We start from the raw sequence: 23,313 nt of genomic DNA, 5'->3' as shown, positions 1-23,313 counted from the left end.
GATTCTGTGTCTCGGACGGGTGTGCGCCAGCCGAGCGTCCGACCGACGTTGATCGGTGGACCCGGTGCTGCCGCCGGTGATGGCCACCGGAGCGGCTCTCGGCTGCGATCGCGTTCCGCCACTGCAGACGTAACGCGCAAGCCAACAGGCAACGTTACCAGCAGCAGGCCCGACTCTCAACGATCGTCGGCCCGACGGCGTGCCGTGTCGTGCGTAGTACCGTGCCATCATGCCCCAGCTCGCGCCCCACATGACCACCGTGCCCGCATCCGGGATCCGTCGGGTGTTCGAGCTCGCCGCCCAGCTGGACGACGTGGACATGCTCGTGGTGGGCGAGCCCGACGTGCCCGTCGCCCGCCACATCGCCGACGCCGCGCGCCGCGCCTGGGCCGACGACCGCACCGACTACACGCCGAACGGCGGCATCCCCGCCCTGCGCGAGGCGCTCGTGGCCAAACTCGCCCGCGAGAACGACGTGCACGTGGACCTCGAGCAGGTCTGGGTCACCGTCGGCGGGACGCAGGCGTTGCACCAGACGATGGGACTCCTGCTCGCGGCGGGTGACGAGGTGCTCGTGCCGGACCCCGGCTACACGACCTTCACGATGAACGCCCACATGCTCGACGCGGTGCCCGTGCCCTACACGCTGGCACCCGACCTCGGCTTCCACCCCGACCTCGACGAGCTCGAGAACCTCGTCGGGGACCGCACCCGCGCCCTCATCGTCAACAGCCCGTCGAACCCGCTCGGCGTCGTCTACCCCGAAGAGACGTTGCGGCGCCTGCTGGACTTCGCGCGGAGGCACGACCTCTGGGTGATCAGCGACGAGGTCTACGAGTACTTCACCTACGGGCCGAAGCACGTCAGCCTCGCCTCGCTCGACACCGACGACCGGGTGTTCAGCGTCTTCTCGATGAGCAAGACCTACGCCATGACGGGCGTACGGGTCGGCTACCTCGTGACGCCGAAGGGCCTCGCCGAGACGATGCGCACGGTCCAGGAGGCGGCCATCAGTTGCGTCGCCGAGCCCGACCAGCACGCCGCCCTCGCCGCCGTCATGGGGGATCACCAGCCCGTGGCCGACGCCCGCGAGCACTACCGGAGCAACCTCGACCTCGCCACGACGCTGCTCGCCGAGCGGGGCATCCGGTACCTCGAACCCAGCGGTGCCTTCTACCTCTGGATCGACGTGAGCCACGCCACCCAGGGAGACGTCGCGGGGTGGGCCGAGCGCTTCCTGCTGTCGGAGCGCGTCGCGGTCGCACCGGGCAGTGCGTTCGGCCGGAGCGGCGAGGGGTGGATCCGCGTCTGCCTCGCGTCGTCGCCCGAGGTGATCACCCGCGGGCTCGGCAAGCTGCCGGCGCCGGGCGACCCCCGCTGAGATCCGGGGGTCAGCCCCCTGGGGTCGCCTCGAGGGGCTTCCTAGGCTCGGAGCATGACGAACCAACCCGTACACACCACCGTCTCCGCCTCCACCACCGGCGTCCGCTCGCCCCTCGCCGTCTGGAGCCTCGTCCTCGGCCTCGCCTCGATCGGCTTCGGCTTCACCTTCGTCGTGCCAGTCGCCGGCCTCGTCCTCGGCATCCTGTCCCGCCGCCGTGAGCCCGAGGGGCGCACCATGGCGCTCGTCGGCATCATCTCGTCGACCGTCATGCTCGTCGGCACGTTGATCGCCCTCGCCGTCGGCCTGGCCGTCGTCGGAGGCGCGGGCGTCATCGCACTCCTCCCCGGCATCGCCGCCTGACCTGCGACCCCGCCGCCTGGTCCGCCCAGCCCCTCGGCCCCGGACCCCGGCTCGGCGGCCTGACGCGCGGTCCCGCCGACCGGTCCGCGTCGGCAACTCCTGCCTGCAGCCGCCGCCCGAGCGGCGGACCGGGGAGGCGCGGTGCCGTCCGCGGCACCAGGCAGGAGTAGCCGACCGGCGGGCCCCGCGCGGCCCGACGCCCGCTCGGTCGCCCGGGCGTGGGAGAATCGAGCGGTACCCCCGCCCACCACCCCCAGAGGATCGTGTGAGTCCCCAAGCAACCCGCGCACTCGAGCCGGCGTCGACCGAGCCCGAGTCCCTCCGCAACTTCTGCATCATCGCGCACATCGACCACGGCAAGTCGACCCTGGCCGACCGCATGCTCGGCATCACCGGCGTGGTCGAGTCGCGCGCGATGCGTGCCCAGTACCTCGACCGCATGGACATCGAGCGCGAGCGCGGCATCACGATCAAGAGCCAGGCCGTGCGCATGCCGTGGGAGCGCAACGGCGAGACCTTCGCGCTCAACATGATCGACACCCCCGGCCACGTCGACTTCAGCTACGAGGTATCCCGCTCGCTGGCCGCCTGCGAGGGCGCGATCCTGCTGGTCGACGCGGCCCAGGGCATCGAGGCGCAGACCCTGGCGAACCTCTACCTGGCGCTCGAGAACGACCTCGAGATCATCCCGGTGCTCAACAAGATCGACCTCCCGGCGGCCGACCCCGACAAGTACGCCGCCGAGCTGGCGGGCCTGATCGGCGGCGACCCCGCCGACGTCCTGCGCGTCAGCGGCAAGACCGGCATGGGCGTCGAAGAGCTCCTCGACCGCGTGGTCGACCGCATCCCCTCGCCCGTCGGCGTCAAGGACGCACCGCCCCGGGCGATGATCTTCGACTCGGTCTACGACAGCTACCGCGGCGTCGTCACCTACATCCGCATGATCGACGGCACCCTGCACCCTCGCGAGAAGGTGCAGATGATGTCGACGAAGTCGACGCACGACATCCTCGAGATCGGCGTCTCGTCGCCCGAGCCCGTCCCCAGCCAGGGGCTGTCGGTCGGCGAGGTCGGCTACCTCATCACCGGCGTGAAGGACGTCCGCCTGTCGAAGGTGGGCGACACCGTCACGACGGCGGCCAAGCCCGCGACCGAGGCGCTCAGCGGTTACACCGAGCCGCTGCCCATGGTCTTCTCGGGGCTCTACCCGATCGACGGCAGCGACTACCCCATCCTGCGCGAGGCCCTCGACAAGCTCAAGCTGTCGGACGCTGCGCTCGTGTACGAGCCCGAGACCTCGGTGGCCCTGGGGTTCGGCTTCCGCTGCGGGTTCCTCGGCCTGCTGCACCTCGAGATCGTCACCGAGCGCCTCGAGCGTGAGTTCGGCCTCGACCTCATCACGACGGCGCCGAGCGTCATCTACGAGGTCACCACCGAAGACAGGCAGACCGTCACGGTCACCAACCCCAGCGAGTTCCCGGGCGGCAAGATCACCAGCGTCAGCGAGCCCATGGTCAAGGCGGGCATCCTCGCGCCGAAGGACTACGTCGGCGTGATCATGGAGCTCTGCCAACAGCGCCGCGGCACCCTGCTCGGCATGGAGTACCTCGGTGAGGACAGGGTCGAGATCCGCTACGCGATGCCCCTCGGCGAGATCGTGTTCGACTTCTTCGACAGCCTCAAGTCGAAGACGGCGGGCTACGCCAGCCTCGACTACGAACCGATCGGCGACCAAGAGGCCGACCTGGTCAAGGTCGACATCCTGCTGCAGGGCGAACAGGTCGACGCGTTCAGCGCGATCGTGCACCGCGACAAGGCCTACGCCTACGGGGTCCTCATGACGGGCCGGCTGCGCGAGCTCATCCCGAGGCAGCAGTTCGAGGTGCCCATCCAGGCCGCCATCGGTGCCCGGATCATCGCCCGCGAGAGCATCCGCGCCATGCGCAAGGACGTCCTGGCCAAGTGCTACGGCGGCGACATCTCGCGCAAGCGCAAGCTGCTCGAGAAGCAGAAAGAGGGCAAGAAGCGCATGAAGACCATCGGTCGGGTCGACGTGCCCCAAGAGGCCTTCATCGCCGCCCTCAGCGGCGACACGGAGATTAAAAAGAAGACATGAACAAGAGAGCCGCCCTCTACGCCCGCATCCCGCAAGCCGTGGAAGACGTAGACAAGGTAGCGAATCAGGTAGCCCGTCTCCGCGCGAAAGCGCAGGAGGCGGGCTATTCCGTTGTCCACGTCTTGGAGGATGACGATATTTCCGCTTACTAAGGCGAAAAGGTGCGGCCTGGATTCCTCGCTCTTCTCGGAGCCATTTCGGCCGGAGAAGTAGATGTAGTCATGGCCACCGAGCCCGATCGTCTCGTGCGTGGATCGGCCACCGAACTCGACACCCTGAACCTGTTGTGCGCTCAGGCCGGTGCCGTCATTCACTACCTCTCAATGGGTGTGCAAGACCCGTCGAGCCCACACACTTGCCTCATTCTCGGCATCCTCGACCTCGTTCGCGGGGCAGAGGTTGCAATCAAAAACACGACGTCAGTCAGCCCGCAACGAGGATGACCTGTCCAAAGGTGTGCCCCGCCTAGGGCAACGCCCGTTTGGTTTCGAAATCGACAAAATGACTATCCGCGAGTCCGAGACCAAGCACATTCGGGAGGCATACCGCGCGCTCATAGCGGGGGAGTCCACCCTCTAAGGCATTGCCAAAACCTGGAACGCCCTGGGCCTCCGCACTTCCCGAGCCGGTCTCGAATGGAAAGACCGAGACGCACCGGCTAGTGGGCTTTGGAACACGAATAACGTGCGGGCGAACCTGACCCGTCCAGGGGTAGCGGGCATTCTCGTGAGTAAGGGTGTGGAGCGACCGTCCAACCTTCCCGCCATCGTGAGTCGAGAGGATCGAGATACCCTGCTCGCGATCTTGGCCGACCCGTCCCGTGTACCAAAGCACGGACCAAAGGTGACTCATCTTCTGAGAAGCATCCTGACGTGCCCGTGCGGTGGGACCATGCAACGGGCCGTCATCTCGTCCGGACCCAAATATAGGTACGAGACCTATCGGTGCAAGCTGAGCCGGACGCCGGGGTTGGGGTCGCACAGCTACATCAGTCAGGCCGAGGCGGATGCCTACGTGGACTTGAACGTGTACATCCTCATGGCCTCGCGCGCGGCCAAGGGTGCCCCGGTCGAGACCCCGCGGATTGCGAACCTCGTCCGAGACCTGGCAGAGCTTCGGCGGAAGCGTGGAGTTGTTCAGACTATAGCCACGATGGAGGGCGCGGACCTATCCAAGGTCGCCACCGACCTGGCCGACCTCGGGCCTCAAATCTCAGAGGCTGAGTCGGAGCTTGAGAGGGAGTGCTCCGCACAAGCAGGAACGCAGCTTCTCGACCAGATCACGTCGAGCGTCGTCGCCGGTGACATGGCCACGAGGAGAACGCGGCGGTCAAAGAACGCTTCATGAAGTACTGGCACGGACTCCCCATCGAGCAGCGCCGCGAGGTTGTCCGCTCGATCATGAAGCTGCAATTGCTTCCGAAGCTTCCAGCGAAATGGAAAGGCAATTCGAGAATCATTGTCGAATTCATAGTGTGAAGTTGGGCTTCGGGTATCTACCTCTACAGGCAGACAAAAGGCAGGCATGCCCTGATATTTGCTGTAGGCAAACTATCAGGTAGATCGACCAGAACCCCGTAAATACGGGGCTTTAGCTGTGGATAAGTAAGCCTAGTTGGCCCCCACACTGATGACTTGGTCTAGCCCCTATTTGGACACCGCATCTAGTTGTGCCCCCTGATGTCACGCTTCGCCGGTAGACTCGACCTACAAGCCGAAAGCCCCAAATGACTAGCGTCAAATGAGGCTTTCGATCATTCAGGTCAACGAGCTACTTACCAGGGCGGATCGTTGACCGCAATCGGATTGGATGGACATGACTGTCTATCGGCAACCCTGCACCCGTGGGTGCATGTTCCAGAGTAGCAGGATGAGCAATCCTGCCAACCACATCTGTGGAGAAATCCACGAACGGCGAGCCGTAATTTTTACCGTACTTAGAATCGTGCGGTGGATCGGACAGACGGTGTTACTCGTCTACTCCGCGCTGGACCGGCTGGGCATGCTCAGCTAAGCGGTTGGAACGCCCTCACCAGGAATGGTGGGGGCGTTTTCGATTTCCCTCGCCACCGCATGTAACCCTCAACCGACAGATGAGGGTCGTTTCCCTGATCGTCACACGACACGGCGCGCCGGATGGTGCGAATACCAGTCCCGCGACCTACCGTGGTGTAGAGGCGAAAACCCCCCGACCATCAGGCCGAGGGGTTGCGCATAGGAACTGGGGTTGCCGCCCCGGAACCGATGACAGTAAAGGAAGTCCCGTGCTGGACCGCATCGAGATTCACATCACCAGTCCCGCTCAGTGTAGCCACTGTGCCACACACGCTGCACCTGCTCCCCGGCGTGTTTCCTGGGGGTTGGAGGGGGTAATCCCACTCATTCCAGGGATGGCCCGCCTCTACGACACGTTCAGGCGAGACGGCAGCTAGCTAATAAATGAGAAGGTCCCCGCGGTTTTCCGCGGGGACCTTCTCGGTTGGCCTTGAAATATCGATCGTTTGGGATGTGATTCACTTTCAAGAACATTAATGGCAACTCGTCCAAGCTCATCGCGGCTGTCGAGCAGCTTCAGGCGCAGCTTCGAACTACCGTCCTCACGGATGACGAGTTGGACGCACTCAAGAGGGACGCGGACAAGCTGCCGAAGCACCCCGAATAGTCTGACCCCGAACCCCGCTCACGCCCCCGCTAAGCGAGGTTTCCCACGCCGACCGGACTTCTGACCTAGTATCCGTGCGCGGCACCGACGCAGGTGCCCGGACGGAGGACAAGTGGATCAGATCGGCGGCTACCCCTTGGATCACGAGAGGGCAGCGGAAGCAATGAAGAAGCAAGCTGACCAGGCTCTCGCTCAGTTCCTGGAAGTCGAGTTCAATTTCGACCCGGACATGAAGAATGAGCCCTACGCCGACGTGATCGTGACGAGGACTTACCGAGTCTCGGACACGATGGCAAAGGACATCCTTAGGGAAGCTCTCTAGGCGCGTCCAGGAACCCCACCCGGACCGGCCTCCGGGTGGGGTTTTCAAGGCCAGGTAGTCTGTACAGATGCTTGTCGATGTTTATGCACCCAATTTTACTTCCGGTGACGTCGAGAAGAAAGACAAGAAGTAGGGCGCATGCGTCGAGCCACCCACACCGAGACCCGCACGACCTACGGCGAGGTCGGGGCGACGCAGGCCCCCGACCTCATGCAGTACCCGCCGAAGGGCTTCAAGCCGGCCGAGTACCGGGCCCGCGTCGGCCACGGCGACGCCCGCTTCGCCGCGGCCTGGATCGCCACGATGACCTGGCAGATCCAGGAGCGCAGCGGCATCCGTGTCCGGGTCGACAGCGTGCCGCCGGCCGACGAGAGCGAGTACACGCCCGTCCAGTTCGACGAGCACGGGCAACCGGTCGACGCGGCCGGGTGGGCGGCCGCGCGGGACGAGTCGCGGTACTCGCCCGACGGCACGCCCCTCCTCACGGCGGGCACGACGGCCACGCTCAGCATCGAGGCCTACGGGCGCACGGTCGAGGCGCCGGTCCGCGTCGTCTACGTCATCGACGAACCGAAGCGCAAGGGCTTCGCGTACGGAACCCTCGACGGCCACCCCGAGAGCGGCGAGGAGTCCTGGATCGTCGACCAGACCGACGACGGTTCGGTCTGGCTCTCCATCCGGTCGTTCTCGAAGCCGTCGAGCGCGAAGTGGCGCCTCGTGGCACCCTTCCTGCGACGCACGCAGGCGCAGTACACGAAGCGGTACCTGCGGGCCCTGAGCCTCAACGACAAGGGCGAGCAGACCGACGAGGTCGTCGTCGTCGAGGACACCGAGGCCGGGGTCGGCGATCCCCGCGGTGACGACCGGCCCCCGACCGGCCCGCGCGGCGACGCCTCGGGAACCGGCGCCTGACGGTGCCCGGAGCCCTTCCCCTCGGCGATCCCGCCCCCGTCGACGGACGCCTGCCCGAGACCGTCGCGGTCGGCGCGGACGACCGCAACTTCGGGGTCTACCTGCACGTCCCGTTCTGCCGTGTGCGCTGCGGGTACTGCGACTTCAACACGTACACGGGCGACGAACTGCGGGGCGCGCGCCGGGACGACTACGCCGGGCAGGCCGTCGCCGAGATCGAGCTCGGGGGCCGGGTGCTGCGCGAGGCGGGGCTGCCGCCGCGCCGCGCCTCCTCGGTGTTCTTCGGCGGGGGCACCCCGACGATGCTGCCCTCGGGCGACCTCACGTCGATGCTGCACGCGATGGTCGACACCTGGGGTCTCGAGCCGGGTGCCGAGGTGACGACCGAGGCGAACCCCGACTCGGTCGACGCCGCGTACCTGCAGCAGCTCGCCGACGCCGGTTTCACGCGCGTCAGCTTCGGCATGCAGTCGGCCGTGCCGAGCGTGCTCGCCACCCTCGAGCGCACGCACGATCCCGAGCGCATCCCGTTCGTGGTGCGCTGGGCGCGCGACGCCGGGCTCGACGTCAGCCTCGACCTCATCTACGGCACGCCCGGCGAGACCCTCGACGACTGGAGGCGTTCGCTCGACGTCGCCCTCGAGCAGCAGCCCGACCACCTCTCGGCCTACTCGCTGATCGTCGAGGACGGCACGAAGCTCGCCCGCCAGATCAAGCGCGGCGAGGTCCCCATGCCCGACGACGACACGGCGGCCGACATGTACGAGATCGCGGACGACCGGCTCGCCGCGGCGGGGTACGACTGGTACGAGGTCAGCAACTGGTCGCGTGGCGTCGAGCACCGCTCCCGCCACAACCTGGCCTACTGGCAGGGCCACGACTGGTGGGGCGTCGGCCCGGGCGCGCACAGTCACGTCGGTGGCGTCCGCTGGTGGAACGTCAAGCACCCGGCCGCCTATCAGCAGCGCATGGCCGCGGGTGAGTCGCCGGCCGCGGGGCGCGAGACCCTCGACGACGAGACCCGTCGGGTCGAGCGCGTCCTGCTCGGGGTGCGCATCCGCGAGGGGCTGCCGACCACCGAGCTCGACGACGACGGTCGCCAGGCGGTCGCCGGACTCATCGCCGACGGCTGGGTCGAGGGGCGCCCGGCCCTGCAGGGTCGCGTGGTGCTCACCCGCGAGGGTCGCCTGATGGCCGACGCCGTCGTGCGGCGCCTGCTGCCCGACTGACCGCGTGCCCTCCTCCTGCGCTTCGCGCACGGTGGACCGAGGAGGCGCGGGCCGGGAACGCAGGAGGCGCGGCTCCCGGGGGAGTCGCGCCTCGCGTCGTGCCCGTCCGGGCCGGTCGACCGTCTACTTGATGAACTCGATGGTCAGCGGGTACTTGTACCACTGGCCCTTGTTGGCCGCGACGGCGGCGATGATCGAGAAGATGACGACGAGGATGCCGGCGACGAGTGCGAGTACGCCGCCGATGACGATGACCGTCAGGATCGCCGAGATCACGTAGACGATGGCCATGGTGATCTGGAAGTTCAGAGCCGTCTTGGTGTGCTCCCGGATGAACGGGCCGCGGTCCTTCAGCACGAGGTAGCCCACGAGAGCCGGGACGAACGCGAAGATGATGCCGCCGAGGTGGATGAGCGTGGCCCAGAGCTTCTCGTCCTCGGGGCGCATCGGCTGGACGGGCTGTTGCTGGTAGCCAGGCTGCTGACCGTAGCCGACGCCGGGCTGCTGGCCCTGGCCGTAGGGCTGCCCGGGCTGCTGGCCTTGGCCGTAGGGCTGGCCGGGCTGACCGTTCTGCGGGCCGTTCGGCTGGGCGGGAGGGGTCTCGGTCATGGCTGCACCTGTTCGTGAGTGTCCTGCGGATGTCCCCGCCACCCTAGGGCAGCCGGGCGCGGCGCGAGTAGGCCTCGCGACGGAGGTGTCGTACGATTGGCAGTCCGGCACGTCGAGTGCCAGGCCCGGTCGCCCGGCGTGCGGACGACCCGGGGGGCGTCGAGCGAAGAGAGGTGCGTCATGGTCTCCGAACGCGGTCTCGAAGTGCTGCGCGTCATCGTGCACGACTACGTCGCGTCCCGCGAGCCGGTGGGGTCCAAGTCCATCGTCGAGCGACACCAGTTCGGCGTCTCGGCGGCGACGATCCGCAACGACATGGCGCTGCTCGAAGAAGAAGAGCTCATCGCGGCCCCGCACACCTCGTCGGGTCGCGTGCCGACCGACAAGGGCTACCGGCTCTTCGTCAACCAGCTCGCCGACCTGCGACCGCTCAGCGCCGCCCAGCGTCAGGCCATCGAGACCTTCCTCGGCGACTCCACCGACCTCGACGAGGTGCTGGGGCGGACGGTCCGTCTGCTGTCGCAGCTCACCAACCAGGTGGCGCTGGTGCAGTACCCCACCTTCTCCCGGGCCCGCGTGCGTCACGTCGAGCTGGTCAGCCTGGGCGACGGCCGCGTCATGACGGTGCTCATCACCGACAGCGGCCAGGTCGAGCAGCGGGTCGTCGACATCCGCACCACCGTCGACGAGTCCTTCCTGTCCGAGCTGCGGGCCGCCATCAACGCCGCGGTCGACGGACGGCCCCTGGGCGAGGCCTCCACGGCCCTCACCGACCTGCCGACGCGCTTCCGCCCCGACCTCGCGGCGGTCGTCGGCGTCGTCGTCGCGAGCCTCACCGAGCAGATCGCCGCCGGACGCCAGGACCGCCTCGTCATGGCCGGTGCCGCGAACCTGGTGCGCACGGGCGACGACTTCAGCGGCGACCTCTTCCCGGTGCTCGAGGCGATCGAAGAGCAGGTCGCCCTGCTGCGGTTGTTCGGCGAGATGCAACTCGACGCCGTCGACGTGGCCGCGAGCATCGGGCGTGAGAACGCCTCGTTCGGGTTGTCGCAGGCGTCGGTGCTGGCCAGCGGATACTCGACGCAAGGCAGCGAGATCGCGAGGCTCGGCGTCCTCGGGCCCATGCGCATGGACTACTCGACCAACATGGCGGCGGTGCGTGCCGTCGCCCGCTACCTGTCGTCGCTGCTCGCCGAACGGTAGCCGACGCCGACGGCCCCGGCCGTCCCACGACCCCCATCCCCGTCCCGGCCCGCCGGGCCCGGCCCCGCCGGGAAGACCACCACACCACACCAGAGGCAGACGAGAACCAGTGGCAGATCATTACGACGTCCTCGGAGTCGACCGTCAGGCGACCCCGGAAGAGATCAAGAAGGCGTACCGCAAGCTCGCCCGCGAGCTGCACCCCGACGTCAACCCCAGCCCCGAGGCGTCCGAACGCTTCAAGGACGTCACGCACGCCTACGACGTGCTCAGCGATCCGCAGCAGCGCGAACGGTACGACCTCGGCCCGCAGCCCGGTTTCGGTGGCGGTGGGGGAGGCGGGGCCGCCGGCTTCGGCGACATCTTCGACGCGTTCTTCGGCGGCGGGGGTGGCCAGGGTCAGCGCCAGGGCCCGCGATCGCGACGCGAGCGAGGGCAGGACGCCCTGCTGCGCCTCGAGGTCGACCTCGAGGACATCGTCTTCGGCACCCAGCGCGACATCGAGGTCGACACGGCCGTCCTCTGCGACACGTGCAGCGGCTCGTGCTGCGCGCCCGGCACGTCGCCGCAGACCTGCGACATCTGCGGTGGCTCCGGCCAGATCCAGCGCACCGTGCGCTCCCTGCTCGGCAACGTCATGACGTCGAGCCCGTGCGGCACCTGCCGGGGCTACGGCACCGTCATCCCCAACCCCTGCCCGACCTGCCAGGGGCAGGGCCGCGTGCGGGCCCGTCGCTCGATCCCCATCGACATCCCCGCGGGCGTCGACACGGGCCTCAGGCTCCAACTGCCCGGCCAGGGCGAGGTCGGCCAGGCCGGCGGCCCGAACGGCGACCTCTACCTCGAGGTCAAGGTGCGCCACCACGACACGTACAGCCGCAACGGCGACGACCTGCTGGCGACGCTCGAGGTGCAGATGGCCGACGCCATCCTCGGCACGTCGACGACGCTCACCGGGCTCGACGGCGAGATCGAGGTCGAGATCAGGCCCGGCACCCAGAGCGCCGACATCATCACCGTGAAGGACCGCGGGATCACGCGTCTGCGCGGAACGGGTCGCGGCGACCTCAAGATCGGCGTCCAGGTGGTCACCCCGACCAAGCTCAGCCACAAGGAGCGCGAGCTGATCGAGAAGTTCGCCTCCGGTCGGCGCTCCCCGGCTCCCGAGTTGTCGCACTTCCAACAGGGCCTCTTCGGCAAGTTGCGCGACCGCTTCCTGAACTTCTGATCGTGGCGCACTTCTACCTGGTCGACGACCTGGTCGTCGCCGACGTCGGCGGGACCGTCGCGCTGACCGGTTCCGAGGCCCGGCACGCGGTCACGGTCAGCCGCGTGCGGGTGGGCGAGGCACTCACCCTCGGCAACGGTCGGGGCTTGGTCGTCCAGGGCGAGGTGACCGAGGCGGCTCCCGAGCGCTTGGTGCTGCTCTCGACGCGGGTGGTGCGGCACGAGCCGCCGACGACGCGGCTGGTCCTCGCCCAGGCCCTCGCCAAGGGCGACCGCGACGAGCTCGCGGTGCAGGCCGCGACCGAGCTCGGCGTCGACGAGATCGTGCCGTGGGCCGCGGCCCGCAGCATCTCCCGGTGGGAGGGCCCCAAGGTCGCCAAGGGGCTCACCCGCTGGTCGACGATCGTGCGCGAGGCGACCAAGCAGTCCATCCGTCCGTGGGCACCCGAGGTGTCCGGGCTCGCGACGACGCGGCTGCTGGCCGAGCGCGCCTCCCGCGATCTCGTGCTCGTGCTCGAGCCGTCTGCCGAGCAGGCGCTGACGGCGGTCGACCTGACCGCAGGAGGCGCGGTGCCCGACCGCGTCGTCGTGGTCGTCGGTCCCGAGGGCGGGGTGTCGCCCGCCGAACTGCAGCAGCTCGCCGAGGCGGGTGCCCGCGCCGTGCGCCTCGGGGACGCCGTCCTGCGCACCTCCACGGCCGGCCCCGCCGCGCTCTCCGTCCTGAGCGCACGTCTCGGCCGCTGGTGACCTCGACGCCCCCGGGGGCCGTGTCGGCGGTCGTCGCTACGATGGGCAGCATGTCCGAGAACTCCGACGAGCCCACCGTCTTCAGCCGCATCGTCGCGCGCGAGATCCCCGCCGACATCGTGTTCGAGAGCGACACGGTGATCGCCTTCCGCGACATCGCGCCCCGGGCACCCGTCCACCTGCTCGTGGTGCCCAAGACCCAGGCGTACCGCGACGTCGTCGAACTCGCCGCGGGCGACCCGGCGCTGCTCGCCGAGCTGGTGGCGACCGCCTCCCGGCTCGCGGCCGACCCGGCGGCGTTCGGGGAACACTCCGGGTCCGAGTTCCGTTTGATCTTCAACACCGGCGCATCCGCCGGGCAGACCGTGTTCCACGTGCACGCCCATGTGCTCGGCGGACCCCTGGAGGAAGGCACCCTTGCCCACTAGCGACACGAACGCCACCGGCCCCTCGACACCGACGACGGGCGACGACGTCCGGCGCGTCGACGTCACCGTCGACGGCGTCGCCATGGTCCAGCTGCTGGGCCCGCAAGACCGCCTGCTCCGTGCGGTCGAGAAGCAGTACCCCGAGGTCCGCGTGCTCGTGCGCGGCAACGAGGTCACCCTCGAGGGGCCCTCGTCCGCCGTCGACCGGGCCGAGGGGCTCGTCGACGAGCTCGTCTCGATGGTCCGGGGCGGCCACGACCTCGGCCCGGCCGAGGTCGCGACGTCGGCCCGTCTGCTCGACTCGGGGCAGGGCAGCCCGTCCGAGGTCTTCGGTCAGCCCATCGTCACCAGCCGCGGCAAGGGCGTCCGGGCGAAGACCCCGGGTCAGAAAGAGTACGTCGACGCGATCGACCAGCACACCATCACGTTCGGCATCGGTCCGGCCGGTACGGGCAAGACCTACCTGGCCATGGCCAAGGCCGTCCAGGCGCTGCAGCGCCGCGAGGTCCAGCGGATCATCCTGACGCGTCCCGCGGTCGAGGCCGGCGAGCGGCTGGGGTTCCTGCCGGGCACGCTCACCGACAAGATCGACCCGTACCTCCGCCCGCTCTACGACGCGCTCAACGAGATGATGGACCCCGAGATCGTGCCCAAGCTGCTCGCGGCCGGCACCGTCGAGGTGGCCCCTCTCGCCTACATGCGCGGTCGCACCCTCAACGACGCCTTCGTCGTCCTCGACGAGGCGCAGAACACGACGCCCGAGCAGATGAAGATGTTCCTCACCCGTCTCGGCTTCGGTTCGCGCATGGTCGTGACGGGCGACGTCACCCAGGTCGACCTGCCCACCGGGGCCAGCGGCCTCCAGCTCGTCACGACGGTGCTCGGCGGCATCGACGACATCCACTTCGCCCGTCTCACCAGCGACGACGTCGTGCGGCACACGCTCGTCGGCCGCATCGTCGACGCGTACACGACCTACGACGCCGAGCGTCAGGCCCAGCAGCACCGCCGTCACGAGGCGGCACACGAACAGACCGAGTCGGGCAACCGCGCCGAGCGGCGGGCCGACGCCCGCGACCGCCTGCCCAAGAGAGGAACCCGGTGAGCATCGAGGTCGCCAACGAATCCGCCGTCGAGGTCGACGAGGCCACGGTCCAACGTCTGGCCACCTTCGCCCTCGACCAGATGCACGTGCACCCCGAGGCCGAGCTCGCGATCGTCTTCGTCGACGAGGCCGCGATGGAGCAACTCCACGTCCAGTGGATGGACGAACCCGGCCCGACCGACGTCCTGAGCTTCCCGATGGACGAACTGCGTCCGGGCACCGAGGACGAGCCGACGCCGGCCGGCCTGCTCGGCGACATCGTCGTGTGTCCGCAGGTGGCCGTCGCCCAGGCGGCCACGGCGGGGCACACCCCTCTCGACGAGATGCTGCTGCTCACCTGCCACGGCATCCTGCACCTCCTCGGGTTCGACCACGCCGAGCCCGACGACGAGCGCGAGATGTTCGGTCTTCAGCGCGAGATCCTCGCGGCCTTCGCCGCGGCCGACACGAGCAGGTGACGCGGTGATGGTCACGGTCTTCGTCGTCGTGGCGGTCTTCCTGGTGGTCTTCGGCGGCCTGCTGGCCGCGGCCGACTCGGCCCTCGGTGTGCTCAGCCGCCAGGACCTCCTCGACGAGGCCGACGACGATCCGCGTCACGCGACCGCGCTGACCGCCATCGCGGCCGACGTCGGGGCACACGTCAACGCCGTCAACTTCGTGCGCATCCTGGCCGAGACGTCGGCGGCCGTCCTCGTGTCGTTGTCGTTCGCGTTCTCGGTCGAGCCCTGGTGGCTGGCCCTGCTGCTCTCGGCGCTCATCATGACGGTCGTGTCCTTCGTCCTCGTCGGCTCCAGCCCGCGCAGCGTCGGTCGCGCCCACGCCCGTGGTCTCGTGCGGCTCACCTCGGGGCTCGTGCGGTTCGTCCGGGTCGTCCTCGGGCCGCTGGCCGACGCCCTGGTGGCCGTCGGCAACCGGGTGACCCCCGGCCGTCCGCGCAGTGCGTCGTTCTCGTCCGAAGAGCAGTTGCTCAGCATGGTCGACGAGGCGACCGAGCTCGACGTCCTCGAAGAGGACGACCGCGAGCTCATCCACTCGATCTTCGAGTTCAGCGACACCGTGGTCCGCGAGGTCATGGTGCCCCGCACCGACATGGTCACCCTCGACGCCACCGCCTCGGTCGGATCGGCGATGAGCCTCTTCCTCGGCAGGGGCGTGTCCCGGGTGCCCGTCGTCGGCCGCGATTCGGACGACGTGGTCGGCATCGTGTACCTGCGCGACCTCGCCCGACGGTTGCACGAGCACAGCGGCGACGACTCGGCTCCCGTCACGACGCTCGCCCGCCCGGCGGTCTTCGTGCCCGAGTCCAAGAAGGCCGACGACGCGCTGCGACAGATGCAGCTCGACAAGAACCACCTCGCGATGGTCGTCGACGAGTACGGCGGCATCGCCGGCCTCGTCACGCTCGAGGACCTCATCGAAGAACTCGTCGGCGACATCAGCGACGAGTACGACCGCGAGGTCGCCCCGCAGCGCGAGGTATCCGCGGGGGTCTTCCGGGTGAGTGCCCGTCTCCCCGTCGACGAGCTCGGCGACCTCTTCGGCCTCGAGCTCGACGACGACGATGTGGACTCGGTGGGCGGTCTGCTCACCAAGGTCCTGGGGCGACTGCCCGAGCAGGGGTCGGTCGTCCGCGTGTCGGGCCTCGTCCTCACGGCCGATCGCACCGAGGGTCGTCGTCACGATCTGCAGACCGTCCTGGTCGAGCGTGATGCCGACCTCGCGGACGCCCAGGCCGCGTTCGCCGACGCCGCTCAAGACGACTGAGCGCCGGGTCGTCGCGACCCGCCACCTCCCACCCGTTCCACCACGTTCACGAAAGGCCCCCATGTCGACCACCGGAGACGACCTCACCCCCTCGGCCGCGCCTCCTCGGGGGTCGACCTACCGAGCCGGGTTCGTCTCGTTCGTCGGGCGGCCCAACGTCGGCAAGTCGACGCTGACCAACGCCCTGGTGGGCCAGAAGGTGGCCATCACCTCGTCGAAGCCGCAGACGACCCGCCGGGCCATCCGCGGCATCGTGCACCAAGCGTCCGGTCAGCTGGTCCTGGTCGACACCCCGGGCATGCACCGTCCGCGGACGCTGCTCGGCGAGCGGCTCAACGACATCGTCCAGACCACGCTCGGCGACGTCGACGTGATCGGGTTCTGCGTGCCGGCCGACGAGAAGCTGGGCCCGGGCGACCGGTTCATCAACGAGCAGCTCGACCAGTACCCGAGGGCCAAGAAGGTCGCGATCGTCACCAAGACCGACGCGACGTCGCGGCCCGCGGTCGCCGAGCAGCTGCTCGCGGTCAGCCGGCTGCGCGACTGGGAGGCCATCATCCCGTTGTCGGCCGTCAGCGACGTGCAGCTCGACGTCCTCACCGCCGAGCTCATCAAGCTCATGCCGGTGTCGCAGCCTCTCTACCCGTCCGACGCGGTGACCGAAGAAGGTCTGACCGACCGGGTGGCCGAGTACGTCCGCGAGGCCGCGCTCGAGGGCGTGCAAGACGAGCTGCCGCACTCGCTCGCCGTCACGATCGACGACATGGTCGAGCGTGACGACAAGGACCTCCTCGAGATCTACGCGAACCTGTTCGTCGAGCGCGACAGCCAGAAGGCCATCGTCATCGGCAAGGCCGGTCAGCGACTGCGCGAGGTCGGCGAGCGTGCCCGGGCGCAGATCGAGCCGCTCGTCGGCAAGCAGGTGTTCTTGTCGATCCGCGTGAAGGTCGCGAAGGACTGGCAGCGCGACCCGAAGCAGCTCGGTCGGCTGGGGTTCTGACCCGTCTCACCGTCGACCGGCCTCGTCCCTCTCGGACGGGTCGGCCTCGTCCCTGCGGATGATCGCGATGGTCCCGAGGTCGTTCGCGCCCGGCGGCCGGCCCGATCCGGCCGCCGAAGGTCGTACGGTGGTCGGGTGATCTTCCGACGCCTCGCGCCTTACCAGGTCGCCGTCGACCTGTCGGCGGCGTTCCTGCTCGGCGTGGTCGGCTTGGTGTTGAGCGACGGCGTCGCGACGACACCGTTCGTCGTGCTGGGCATGACGGTCACGTTCGCCCTGCGTCGGCTGTCGCCCGGGCTCGCCCTGACCCTCGCCTGGCTGGTCGCCGCGTCCCAGATGATCACGGGCAGCACGCCCGGTGTCACGAACCTCGCGATCTGCGCGGTGCTGTACTCCACGGCCGCGTACGGCACCGACCGGGTCAAGTGGTCGGGCCTGGTCTCCGTGGGCGTGGGGGCCCTCCTGGGCACGTTCTACCTCTCGTTCGTGCAGCAGAGCCTGTTCGGCGTCGACTACGACATCTACGCGGTGACCGACGTCGTCCGCATCCTCCTGCAGCTGGGGATCAGCCTCCTCGGATTCCTCGCCCTGCTCGGTCTGCCCTGGGCCGGGGGACTGCTGGCCCGGGCGCGATGGTCCGAGCGGCTCAGCCGTGAGGCGCGGCTCATCGCCGAACGCGAGACCGCCCGTGCCGAGAACGATGCCGCCCGGGCCGAACGCGAGGCCGCCCGAGCCGAGCGAGACATCGCCGTCGAGCAGGAACGCAACCGGATCGCCCGGGACATGCACGACGTCGTCGCCCACTCGCTGGCCGTCGTCATCGCCCAGGCCGACGGGGCCCGTTACGCCGCCCGGGTCGACCCGACCTCGGTCGACGGGGCGCTCACCACCATCGCCACGACGGCGCGCGAGGCACTGGGCGACGTCCGCGTGCTCCTCGGTCAGCTGCGGCACAGCCAGGGCGAGGCGCCGCAGCCCGCCCTCGGTGACCTCGACCGTCTGCTCGACCAGATGCGCGGCTCGGGCCTCATGGTCGACCTGCGCGTCACGGGCGAGCCCCAGGTGCTCGGGACCAACCGGCAGCTCGCCGTGTTCCGCATCGTGCAGGAGAGCCTGACCAACGTCCTCCGACACGGTGCCGTCGACCAGCCCGTGGGCCTGCACTTCGACTGGCGCTACGAGGCGCTGCACCTGGTGATCTCGAACGTCGTGCGGCCGCCGACGCGTCCGGTCGACACGACCGGCGACGAACGGCGGGGCGGCCACGGGCTCGACGGCATGCGCGAGCGTGCCACCCTGGCGGGCGGCTCGCTCACCACCCAGAACGCCGACGGACGCTTCGTCGTCCACGCCATCGTGCCGACCCTGGCACTGACCCAAGAGGTACGCATCCGATGATCGACATGCCCGGCCGCTCGACGGCATCCATCCGCGTCGCGCTGGTCGACGACCAGGCCCTGTTCCGTGCGGGCATCAAGATGCTGGTCGGCTCGCAGCCCGACCTCGAGTTCGTGGGCGAGGCCAGCAACGGCGACGAGGGCGTGGCCATGGTCGCGCGCACCACGCCCGACGTCGTCCTGATGGACATCCGCATGCCCGTCATGGACGGCATCGCCGCCACCACCGCCGTCCTGGCTCAGGCCGAGGCGGCCTCCCGTCGTCCGCCGCGCATCATCGTGCTGACGACGTTCGACCTCGACGAGGCCGCCACCCGGGCCATCCGAGGAGGCGCGAGCGGTTTCGTCCTCAAGGACGCCGACCCCGAGTTCCTCCTCGCCGCCATCCGGACCGTGCACGCGGGCAACGCCGTGATCGCGGCGTCCGCCACCCGTGAGCTCTTCGAGCACTTCGACGGACGCGCCTCCCGCGCCCGGGCCGTACCCGAGTCGTTCGGCACCCTCACCACCCGAGAGCGCGACATCTTCGACCTCGCGGCGCGGGGCCTCAGCAACTCCGAGATCGCGTCGCGGGAGTTCCTCAGCGAGGCGACCGTCAAGACCCACATCAGTCGTGTGCTGTCGAAGCTGTCCCTGCGTGACCGGGTGCAGCTCGTGGTCTACGCGTACGAACACGGGCTCGCCGAGTAGGCCCGAGACGGCGGCGCGACACGGTCGGTCGTCGACGGAGCGTCGTGCGATCGACCTGCGGGTGCCGTGTGGACGCTGACCGCACCTGATGAGACTGCTGTGATCGAGCGGCACGGTTCGTGTCGACCGGCTTCGTGGCGGCAGAGTGTCACCTGGGTGGTCACCACCCCGACACTCCGCTGAAAGAAGCCCTCGCATGAACTGGTTGCTGTCGGTCCCGTTGCTGTCGTCGACGGTGCTGTGGGTGGTCGACGTCGTCGCCGCCCTGGTCGCGATCGGACTCCTCGTCCGTCCGCGGACCCGCCGGACGTGGTGGCGGTGGATCGCCCTCGCGGTCCTCGTCGGAGCCGCCCTGGGCGCCGTCGTCACGTGGTGGCTCGGCGACGTGCGCGACGTGCTGGGCCTGTCGCCGACCTGGGTGGACCGCCTCTGGGTCGCCGCGGTGGGCGCCGGCCTCGGGGTCGTCGTCGTCAACCTGTTCCGCACCCGGTGGTGGCGGAAGGTCGTGGCCGTGGTGGCGGTCCTGGTGTTCGCCCTGGCCGGGGGCCTGGCGCTGAACCGCGACGGCAGCGTGTACCAGAACCTGCCGCAGGCGCTCGGCCAGGACGAGGTGCCGCCTCTCGCGGCGACCGCCACCGCGCCTCCGTCCGCGGCTCCTGGCTCGACGGAGTTCGACCCGACCCTCTGGTCGACGTGGAAGGCCCCCGCCGACCTGCCGGCCACGGGCCGGTACGGCAGCGTGTCCATCCCCGGGACGGTCTCGCACTTCCCGGCACGCGACGCCGTCGTCTACCTGCCTCCCGCGGCCCTCGTGGCGAACGCCCCCGCCCTCCCGGTGATGATCATGATGTCGGGGCAACCGGCCGAACCGAGCTCGGTGGTCACGGCCGGCCACCTCGTCCGGACGCTGGACGCCTTCGCGGCGAAGAACCACGGTCTCGCGCCGATCGTCGTCGTGCCCGACCAGCTGAGTGCCGACGCGCACAACCCGATGTGCGTGGACGGCGCCCTGGGCAACAGCGCCACCTACATCACCACGGACGTGGTCGACTACATGACGAGCCACTTCCACGTGGCCTCCGGCTCGAGGGCGTGGGCGATCGGCGGGTTCTCGCAGGGGGGCACCTGCTCGATCCAGTTCGCCGCGGCGCGACCCGACCTGTTCTCGACCTTCATCGACGTGTCGGGTGAGCTCGGCCCGTCGATCGGCGACGAGAAGACCACGATCACCCAGGGCTTCGCCGGGAACCGAGCCGCGTACGAGGCCGCTCAGCCCCAGGCGATCATGGCCGAGCACGCGCCCTACGCGGACACCGCGGCGTTCTTCGCCGTCGGTGCCACCGACGCTCGGTACGGTCGGTTCATGACGGCGAACTCGGTGGCGGCGGCGAAGGCGGGCATGTCGGTGACGCGTTACGTGTCACCCGGCAGCGGACACGACTGGACGACCGCGACCGACGGCTTCGCCCACGGCATCGGGCAGTTCTACCCGCGCCTCGGCCTGAGCGCGGCGGTGCAGACCCCGTGAGCGACGACGAGACCGTGGCCGGCCCGGACGCACCGACTCCGCCCGACCCCCGCGAGCCCGAGCCCCACGAGCCGGGGCGGGTGCGACAGGCCGCAGAGGGCATCGGCACCCGCGTCGTTGCGTTCGTCCGCGCCCGTCCCGTGAGTCTCGTCCTCGCCCTGCTGCTCGTCGTGCTGGCCGTCGCCTCGGGCAGCCTCACGCACGCTCCGAGCGAGCGACTCCGGGACCTCGTCGGCGCAGGTCTCGACCCGTTCGAGGACCGCACCTCGTGGCTGCTCGTCTTCGGCTCGGTGTTCTTCGCCGGCGGTCCCGCCCAACTCGTCCTGGCCGTGGTCGGCGTCCTCGTGCTCGTGGGCGCCGCCGAGCGCCGCATGGGCTGGCGCCGCACGGTCGCGGCCTACCTCGTGACGGCCGTCGTGGCGACCGGCGTCGGCGTCGCGGTGCAGGCCCTGGGGCAGGCGGTCGGCGAGACCTGGGCCCTCGAGGTGGCCGCCGAATCCACCCTTCACCCGCTCACGCCCGCCCTCGGCACGATCATGACCGCCAGCGCGTTCTTCGGACCGCTCTGGCGCCGCCGCATCCGGTTGGTCGGCTTCTCGTTCGTGTTCGCCTTCGTGCTGTACGACGGGCATCCCTCGGGTCTCTACGCGCTCCTCGGTGCCCTCGTCGGACTCGTGTTCGGGGTGGTGCTGGCCGGTCGTCCCGCCGAGAGCGGATGGCTGCGCAGCTCGCACCACGAGGTGCGCCGTCTCGCGTCGACCATCGTCGCGGTGACGGCGGTCGGTCCCGTCCTGACCCTGCTCACCCGCAGTCCGATCGGGGCCCTCTCGCCGCTCGGCATGCTGTTCCGCGACGTCCTGCCGGGGCGGTCGCTCTCGGCCGCCTGCGCGGCCGCGGGACAGGGCGCACCCGACCGGCACGCGCCTCCGATAGGGGCCTGCGCGCGGGCCGCGGCCCTCGCCGGCATCGACTCCGTGCCGACCGTCCTGCTCAGCCTGCTGCCGCTGGCCGTCCTGCTCGTGTGCGCCTGGTACCTGCGGCGGGGTCGTCGCCTCGCCCTCGACGTGGCCGTCGCGGTCGACGGGCTGCTCGCGGTCTTCGCCGGTCTCTACTACGTGGTGCTGCCCGTCACGACCGACCCGGTCGTCGACCAGCCCCGTCACGTGGTCGAGAGGGTGGTGCTCGCCGTCCTGGCGGTCGCCGTTCCGGCCGCGGTCGCCGTCGGGCTCTTCCTCCTCCGCCGCCACTTCGGCGTCGGGGCCGAGGGGACGCGACGGCCCCGGTTCGCCCTCGTCGTCGTGCTGTCGGGTGTCGTGCTGGCCGTGACGTTCGCCGTCCTCGCGTGGCTGGGACGCGCCTCCTTCGTCCCGGCGATCGAACCGTGGACGCTGCTGCTCGACGTGCCCGAACGCTTCGTGCCGGTCGGGTTCGTCGGGCTCACCCGCATCGGGCCGGTGCCCGACGGCGGCGTCGTCCGGGCCGCGTTCGAGTGGGTCGGGCCGCTCTGGTGGCTCGTCGTGCTGGTCGGGCTCGTGGTGGGTGCGACACGGCCGGGCGACGTCCGTCCCGACGCGGCGCGTGCCCAGGTGCGCGAGATCATCCACCGGGGGACGTCGGGCACGCTGTCGCACATGGCCCTGTGGGAGGGCAACCGGTACTGGTTCACGGCCGACGGTCGCGCCGCGGTCGCCTATCGCGTCGTCACGGACATCGCCATCACCACGGGTGAGCCGCTGTGCCCGGCCGACCGGCTCCCCGAGGTGACCCGTGAGTTCGCCCGCTGGTGCGACGACCAGGGCCTCACCCCGGTCTTCTACAGCGTGCGGGGCGAGCTCTCGCCCCTCTACGCCGAGATGGGCTGGGCGACGCTGCCCGTCGGCGAAGAGACCGTGCTCCACCCGGCCACCTTCGCCATGACCGGCAAGAAGTGGCAGGACGTCCGGTCGAGCATCAACCGCGCGACGAAGAACGGGGTCCGGGCCGAGTGGACCCGCTACGCCGACCTCCGTCCCGCGGTCGCCCGCCAGATCGGCGAGATCAGCGAGCAGTGGGTCGCCGAGAAGAACCTGCCCGAGATGGGCTTCACCCTCGGCGGCGTGGACGAGTTGCGCGACCCCGACGTGGCGCTGATGCTCGCCCTGGACGAGGACGACTCGGTCCAGGCCGTGACGAGCTGGCTGCCCTCCTGGCGCGACGGAGAGGTCGTCGGCTGGACGCTCGACTTCATGCGCCGTCGACCGGACAGCATGAACGGCGTGATGGAGTTCGTCATCGCGTCGTCGGCCCTGGCCATGAAAGAACAGGGCGTCGAGTTCCTCAGCCTCTCGGCGGCACCCCTCGCGACCAGTGCACCGTCGGACGGCCCGGCGACGCAGACCGAGCGCGTGCTGACCTTCCTCGGGCGCGTGCTCGAGCCGGCCTACGGATTCCAGACCCTGCTGACCTTCAAGAAGAAGTTCCAGCCCGAGTTCGTGCCGCTCGTCATGGCCTTCCCCGATCCCGTGCAGCTGCCGGCCATCGGCACGGCCCTCGGCCGCGCCTACCTGCCCGACCTCTCGGTCGGGGCCGTCGTGCGGCTCGTCCGCACGGTGGTCTGATCGGGCGGGGGAGCCGAGGAGGCGCGGTGCCGGT

22 protein-coding genes are annotated in these 23,313 nt (G+C 69.6%); 21 read left to right on the top strand and 1 reads right to left on the bottom strand.

The genetic code is table 11. The features are described 5' to 3' along the window. The first annotated feature begins 229 nt into the window (after nt 1-229). The 9 genes from AC1MBW_RS15260 to hemW all read left to right on the top strand — a co-directional run bounded on the left by AC1MBW_RS15260 (nt 230) and on the right by hemW (nt 8,984). Nucleotides 230-1,381 (top strand): pyridoxal phosphate-dependent aminotransferase, encoded by a 1,152-nt coding sequence (locus AC1MBW_RS15260; RefSeq protein WP_480024995.1) that lies wholly within the window; start codon nt 230-232, stop codon nt 1,379-1,381. Between the two features lie 54 nt (nt 1,382-1,435). Then, nucleotides 1,436-1,744, top strand: a complete 309-nt coding sequence (locus AC1MBW_RS15255) for a DUF4190 domain-containing protein (protein ID WP_480024994.1) — start codon at nt 1,436-1,438, stop codon at nt 1,742-1,744. Between the two features lie 265 nt (nt 1,745-2,009). Beyond that, nucleotides 2,010-3,860, top strand: a complete 1,851-nt coding sequence (gene lepA / locus AC1MBW_RS15250) for a translation elongation factor 4 (protein ID WP_480024993.1) — start codon at nt 2,010-2,012, stop codon at nt 3,858-3,860. A gap of 161 nt (nt 3,861-4,021) precedes the next feature. Next, nucleotides 4,022-4,303 carry a recombinase family protein gene (locus AC1MBW_RS15245; RefSeq protein ID WP_480024992.1) on the top strand — a complete coding sequence of 94 codons (282 nt, stop codon included), beginning with the start codon at nt 4,022-4,024 and terminating at the stop codon, nt 4,301-4,303. A 571-nt stretch (nt 4,304-4,874) separates the two neighbouring features. Then, nucleotides 4,875-5,207: a hypothetical protein gene (locus AC1MBW_RS15240; RefSeq protein ID WP_480024991.1), complete on the top strand. Its 333-nt coding sequence runs from the start codon at nt 4,875-4,877 to the stop codon at nt 5,205-5,207. Beyond that, entirely contained in the window at nt 5,204-5,338 is a 135-nt protein-coding gene (locus AC1MBW_RS15235; protein WP_480024990.1) for a hypothetical protein, read from the top strand. Before AC1MBW_RS15240 ends, AC1MBW_RS15235 begins: the two co-directional genes overlap by 4 nt. A gap of 1,295 nt (nt 5,339-6,633) precedes the next feature. Further along, nucleotides 6,634-6,843: a hypothetical protein gene (locus AC1MBW_RS15230; protein ID WP_480024989.1), complete on the top strand. Its 210-nt coding sequence runs from the start codon at nt 6,634-6,636 to the stop codon at nt 6,841-6,843. Between the two features lie 138 nt (nt 6,844-6,981). Then, complete coding sequence (locus AC1MBW_RS15225; RefSeq protein ID WP_480024988.1) at nt 6,982-7,755, top strand: DUF1990 family protein; 774 nt, start codon at nt 6,982-6,984, stop codon at nt 7,753-7,755. A gap of 2 nt (nt 7,756-7,757) precedes the next feature. Beyond that, nucleotides 7,758-8,984 carry a radical SAM family heme chaperone HemW gene (gene hemW, locus AC1MBW_RS15220; RefSeq protein WP_480024987.1) on the top strand — a complete coding sequence of 409 codons (1,227 nt, stop codon included), beginning with the start codon at nt 7,758-7,760 and terminating at the stop codon, nt 8,982-8,984. Between the two features lie 123 nt (nt 8,985-9,107). On the opposite strand, the gene AC1MBW_RS15215 is transcribed toward hemW, so the two are convergent. Beyond that, complete coding sequence (locus tag AC1MBW_RS15215; protein ID WP_480024986.1) at nt 9,108-9,593, bottom strand: DUF4870 domain-containing protein; 486 nt, start codon at nt 9,591-9,593, stop codon at nt 9,108-9,110. 180 nt (nt 9,594-9,773) lie between these two features. Here AC1MBW_RS15215 and hrcA point away from each other — a divergent pair, with 180 nt between their 5' ends. The 12 genes from hrcA to AC1MBW_RS15155 all read left to right on the top strand — a co-directional run bounded on the left by hrcA (nt 9,774) and on the right by AC1MBW_RS15155 (nt 23,279). Beyond that, complete coding sequence (gene hrcA / locus AC1MBW_RS15210; protein WP_480024985.1) at nt 9,774-10,796, top strand: heat-inducible transcriptional repressor HrcA; 1,023 nt, start codon at nt 9,774-9,776, stop codon at nt 10,794-10,796. A 109-nt stretch (nt 10,797-10,905) separates the two neighbouring features. Further along, complete coding sequence (gene dnaJ, locus AC1MBW_RS15205) at nt 10,906-12,024, top strand: molecular chaperone DnaJ (protein WP_054146219.1); 1,119 nt, start codon at nt 10,906-10,908, stop codon at nt 12,022-12,024. A gap of 2 nt (nt 12,025-12,026) precedes the next feature. Further along, nucleotides 12,027-12,770 carry a 16S rRNA (uracil(1498)-N(3))-methyltransferase gene (locus AC1MBW_RS15200; RefSeq protein WP_480024984.1) on the top strand — a complete coding sequence of 248 codons (744 nt, stop codon included), beginning with the start codon at nt 12,027-12,029 and terminating at the stop codon, nt 12,768-12,770. 50 nt (nt 12,771-12,820) lie between these two features. Continuing rightward, nucleotides 12,821-13,198 (top strand): histidine triad nucleotide-binding protein, encoded by a 378-nt coding sequence (locus AC1MBW_RS15195; RefSeq protein WP_480024983.1) that lies wholly within the window; start codon nt 12,821-12,823, stop codon nt 13,196-13,198. Further along, entirely contained in the window at nt 13,188-14,303 is a 1,116-nt protein-coding gene (locus AC1MBW_RS15190; RefSeq protein WP_480024982.1) for a PhoH family protein, read from the top strand. Before AC1MBW_RS15195 ends, AC1MBW_RS15190 begins: the two co-directional genes overlap by 11 nt. Continuing rightward, nucleotides 14,300-14,761 carry an rRNA maturation RNase YbeY gene (gene ybeY / locus AC1MBW_RS15185; RefSeq protein WP_054146222.1) on the top strand — a complete coding sequence of 154 codons (462 nt, stop codon included), beginning with the start codon at nt 14,300-14,302 and terminating at the stop codon, nt 14,759-14,761. The genes AC1MBW_RS15190 and ybeY overlap by 4 nt, the downstream gene beginning before the upstream one ends. A gap of 7 nt (nt 14,762-14,768) precedes the next feature. Further along, on the top strand, nt 14,769-16,067 hold the full coding sequence (locus tag AC1MBW_RS15180; protein ID WP_480026129.1) for a hemolysin family protein: 1,299 nt from the start codon (nt 14,769-14,771) through the stop codon (nt 16,065-16,067). A 61-nt stretch (nt 16,068-16,128) separates the two neighbouring features. Next, entirely contained in the window at nt 16,129-17,067 is a 939-nt protein-coding gene (gene era / locus AC1MBW_RS15175) for a GTPase Era (protein ID WP_480024981.1), read from the top strand. A gap of 135 nt (nt 17,068-17,202) precedes the next feature. Beyond that, a complete protein-coding gene (locus tag AC1MBW_RS15170) occupies nt 17,203-18,465 on the top strand; it encodes a sensor histidine kinase (protein ID WP_054146223.1) in 1,263 nt (420 codons plus the stop codon). After that, complete coding sequence (locus tag AC1MBW_RS15165; RefSeq protein WP_480024980.1) at nt 18,462-19,154, top strand: response regulator; 693 nt, start codon at nt 18,462-18,464, stop codon at nt 19,152-19,154. Before AC1MBW_RS15170 ends, AC1MBW_RS15165 begins: the two co-directional genes overlap by 4 nt. 196 nt (nt 19,155-19,350) lie before the next feature. Continuing rightward, complete coding sequence (locus tag AC1MBW_RS15160) at nt 19,351-20,682, top strand: alpha/beta hydrolase (RefSeq protein WP_480024979.1); 1,332 nt, start codon at nt 19,351-19,353, stop codon at nt 20,680-20,682. After that, a complete protein-coding gene (locus tag AC1MBW_RS15155; protein ID WP_480024978.1) occupies nt 20,679-23,279 on the top strand; it encodes a phosphatidylglycerol lysyltransferase domain-containing protein in 2,601 nt (866 codons plus the stop codon). The genes AC1MBW_RS15160 and AC1MBW_RS15155 overlap by 4 nt, the downstream gene beginning before the upstream one ends. Nucleotides 23,280-23,313 lie beyond the last annotated feature (34 nt).

The sequence above is a fragment of the Frigoribacterium sp. AP1 genome (assembly GCF_056680555.1).
This window is presented reverse-complemented; position numbering and strand designations above follow the sequence as displayed.

Coding starts and splice junctions, on each gene's coding strand:
- AC1MBW_RS15225 (WP_480024988.1), top strand. CDS start 6,982: ATGCGTCGAGCCACCCACACCGAGACCCGCACGACCTACGGCGAGGTC.
- era (WP_480024981.1), top strand. CDS start 16,129: ATGTCGACCACCGGAGACGACCTCACCCCCTCGGCCGCGCCTCCTCGG.
- AC1MBW_RS15235 (WP_480024990.1), top strand. CDS start 5,204: ATGAAGTACTGGCACGGACTCCCCATCGAGCAGCGCCGCGAGGTTGTC.
- AC1MBW_RS15260 (WP_480024995.1), top strand. CDS start 230: ATGCCCCAGCTCGCGCCCCACATGACCACCGTGCCCGCATCCGGGATC.
- AC1MBW_RS15195 (WP_480024983.1), top strand. CDS start 12,821: ATGTCCGAGAACTCCGACGAGCCCACCGTCTTCAGCCGCATCGTCGCG.
- hrcA (WP_480024985.1), top strand. CDS start 9,774: ATGGTCTCCGAACGCGGTCTCGAAGTGCTGCGCGTCATCGTGCACGAC.
- AC1MBW_RS15160 (WP_480024979.1), top strand. CDS start 19,351: ATGAACTGGTTGCTGTCGGTCCCGTTGCTGTCGTCGACGGTGCTGTGG.
- AC1MBW_RS15215 (WP_480024986.1), bottom strand. CDS start 9,593: ATGACCGAGACCCCTCCCGCCCAGCCGAACGGCCCGCAGAACGGTCAG.
- AC1MBW_RS15165 (WP_480024980.1), top strand. CDS start 18,462: ATGATCGACATGCCCGGCCGCTCGACGGCATCCATCCGCGTCGCGCTG.
- AC1MBW_RS15255 (WP_480024994.1), top strand. CDS start 1,436: ATGACGAACCAACCCGTACACACCACCGTCTCCGCCTCCACCACCGGC.
- AC1MBW_RS15180 (WP_480026129.1), top strand. CDS start 14,769: ATGGTCACGGTCTTCGTCGTCGTGGCGGTCTTCCTGGTGGTCTTCGGC.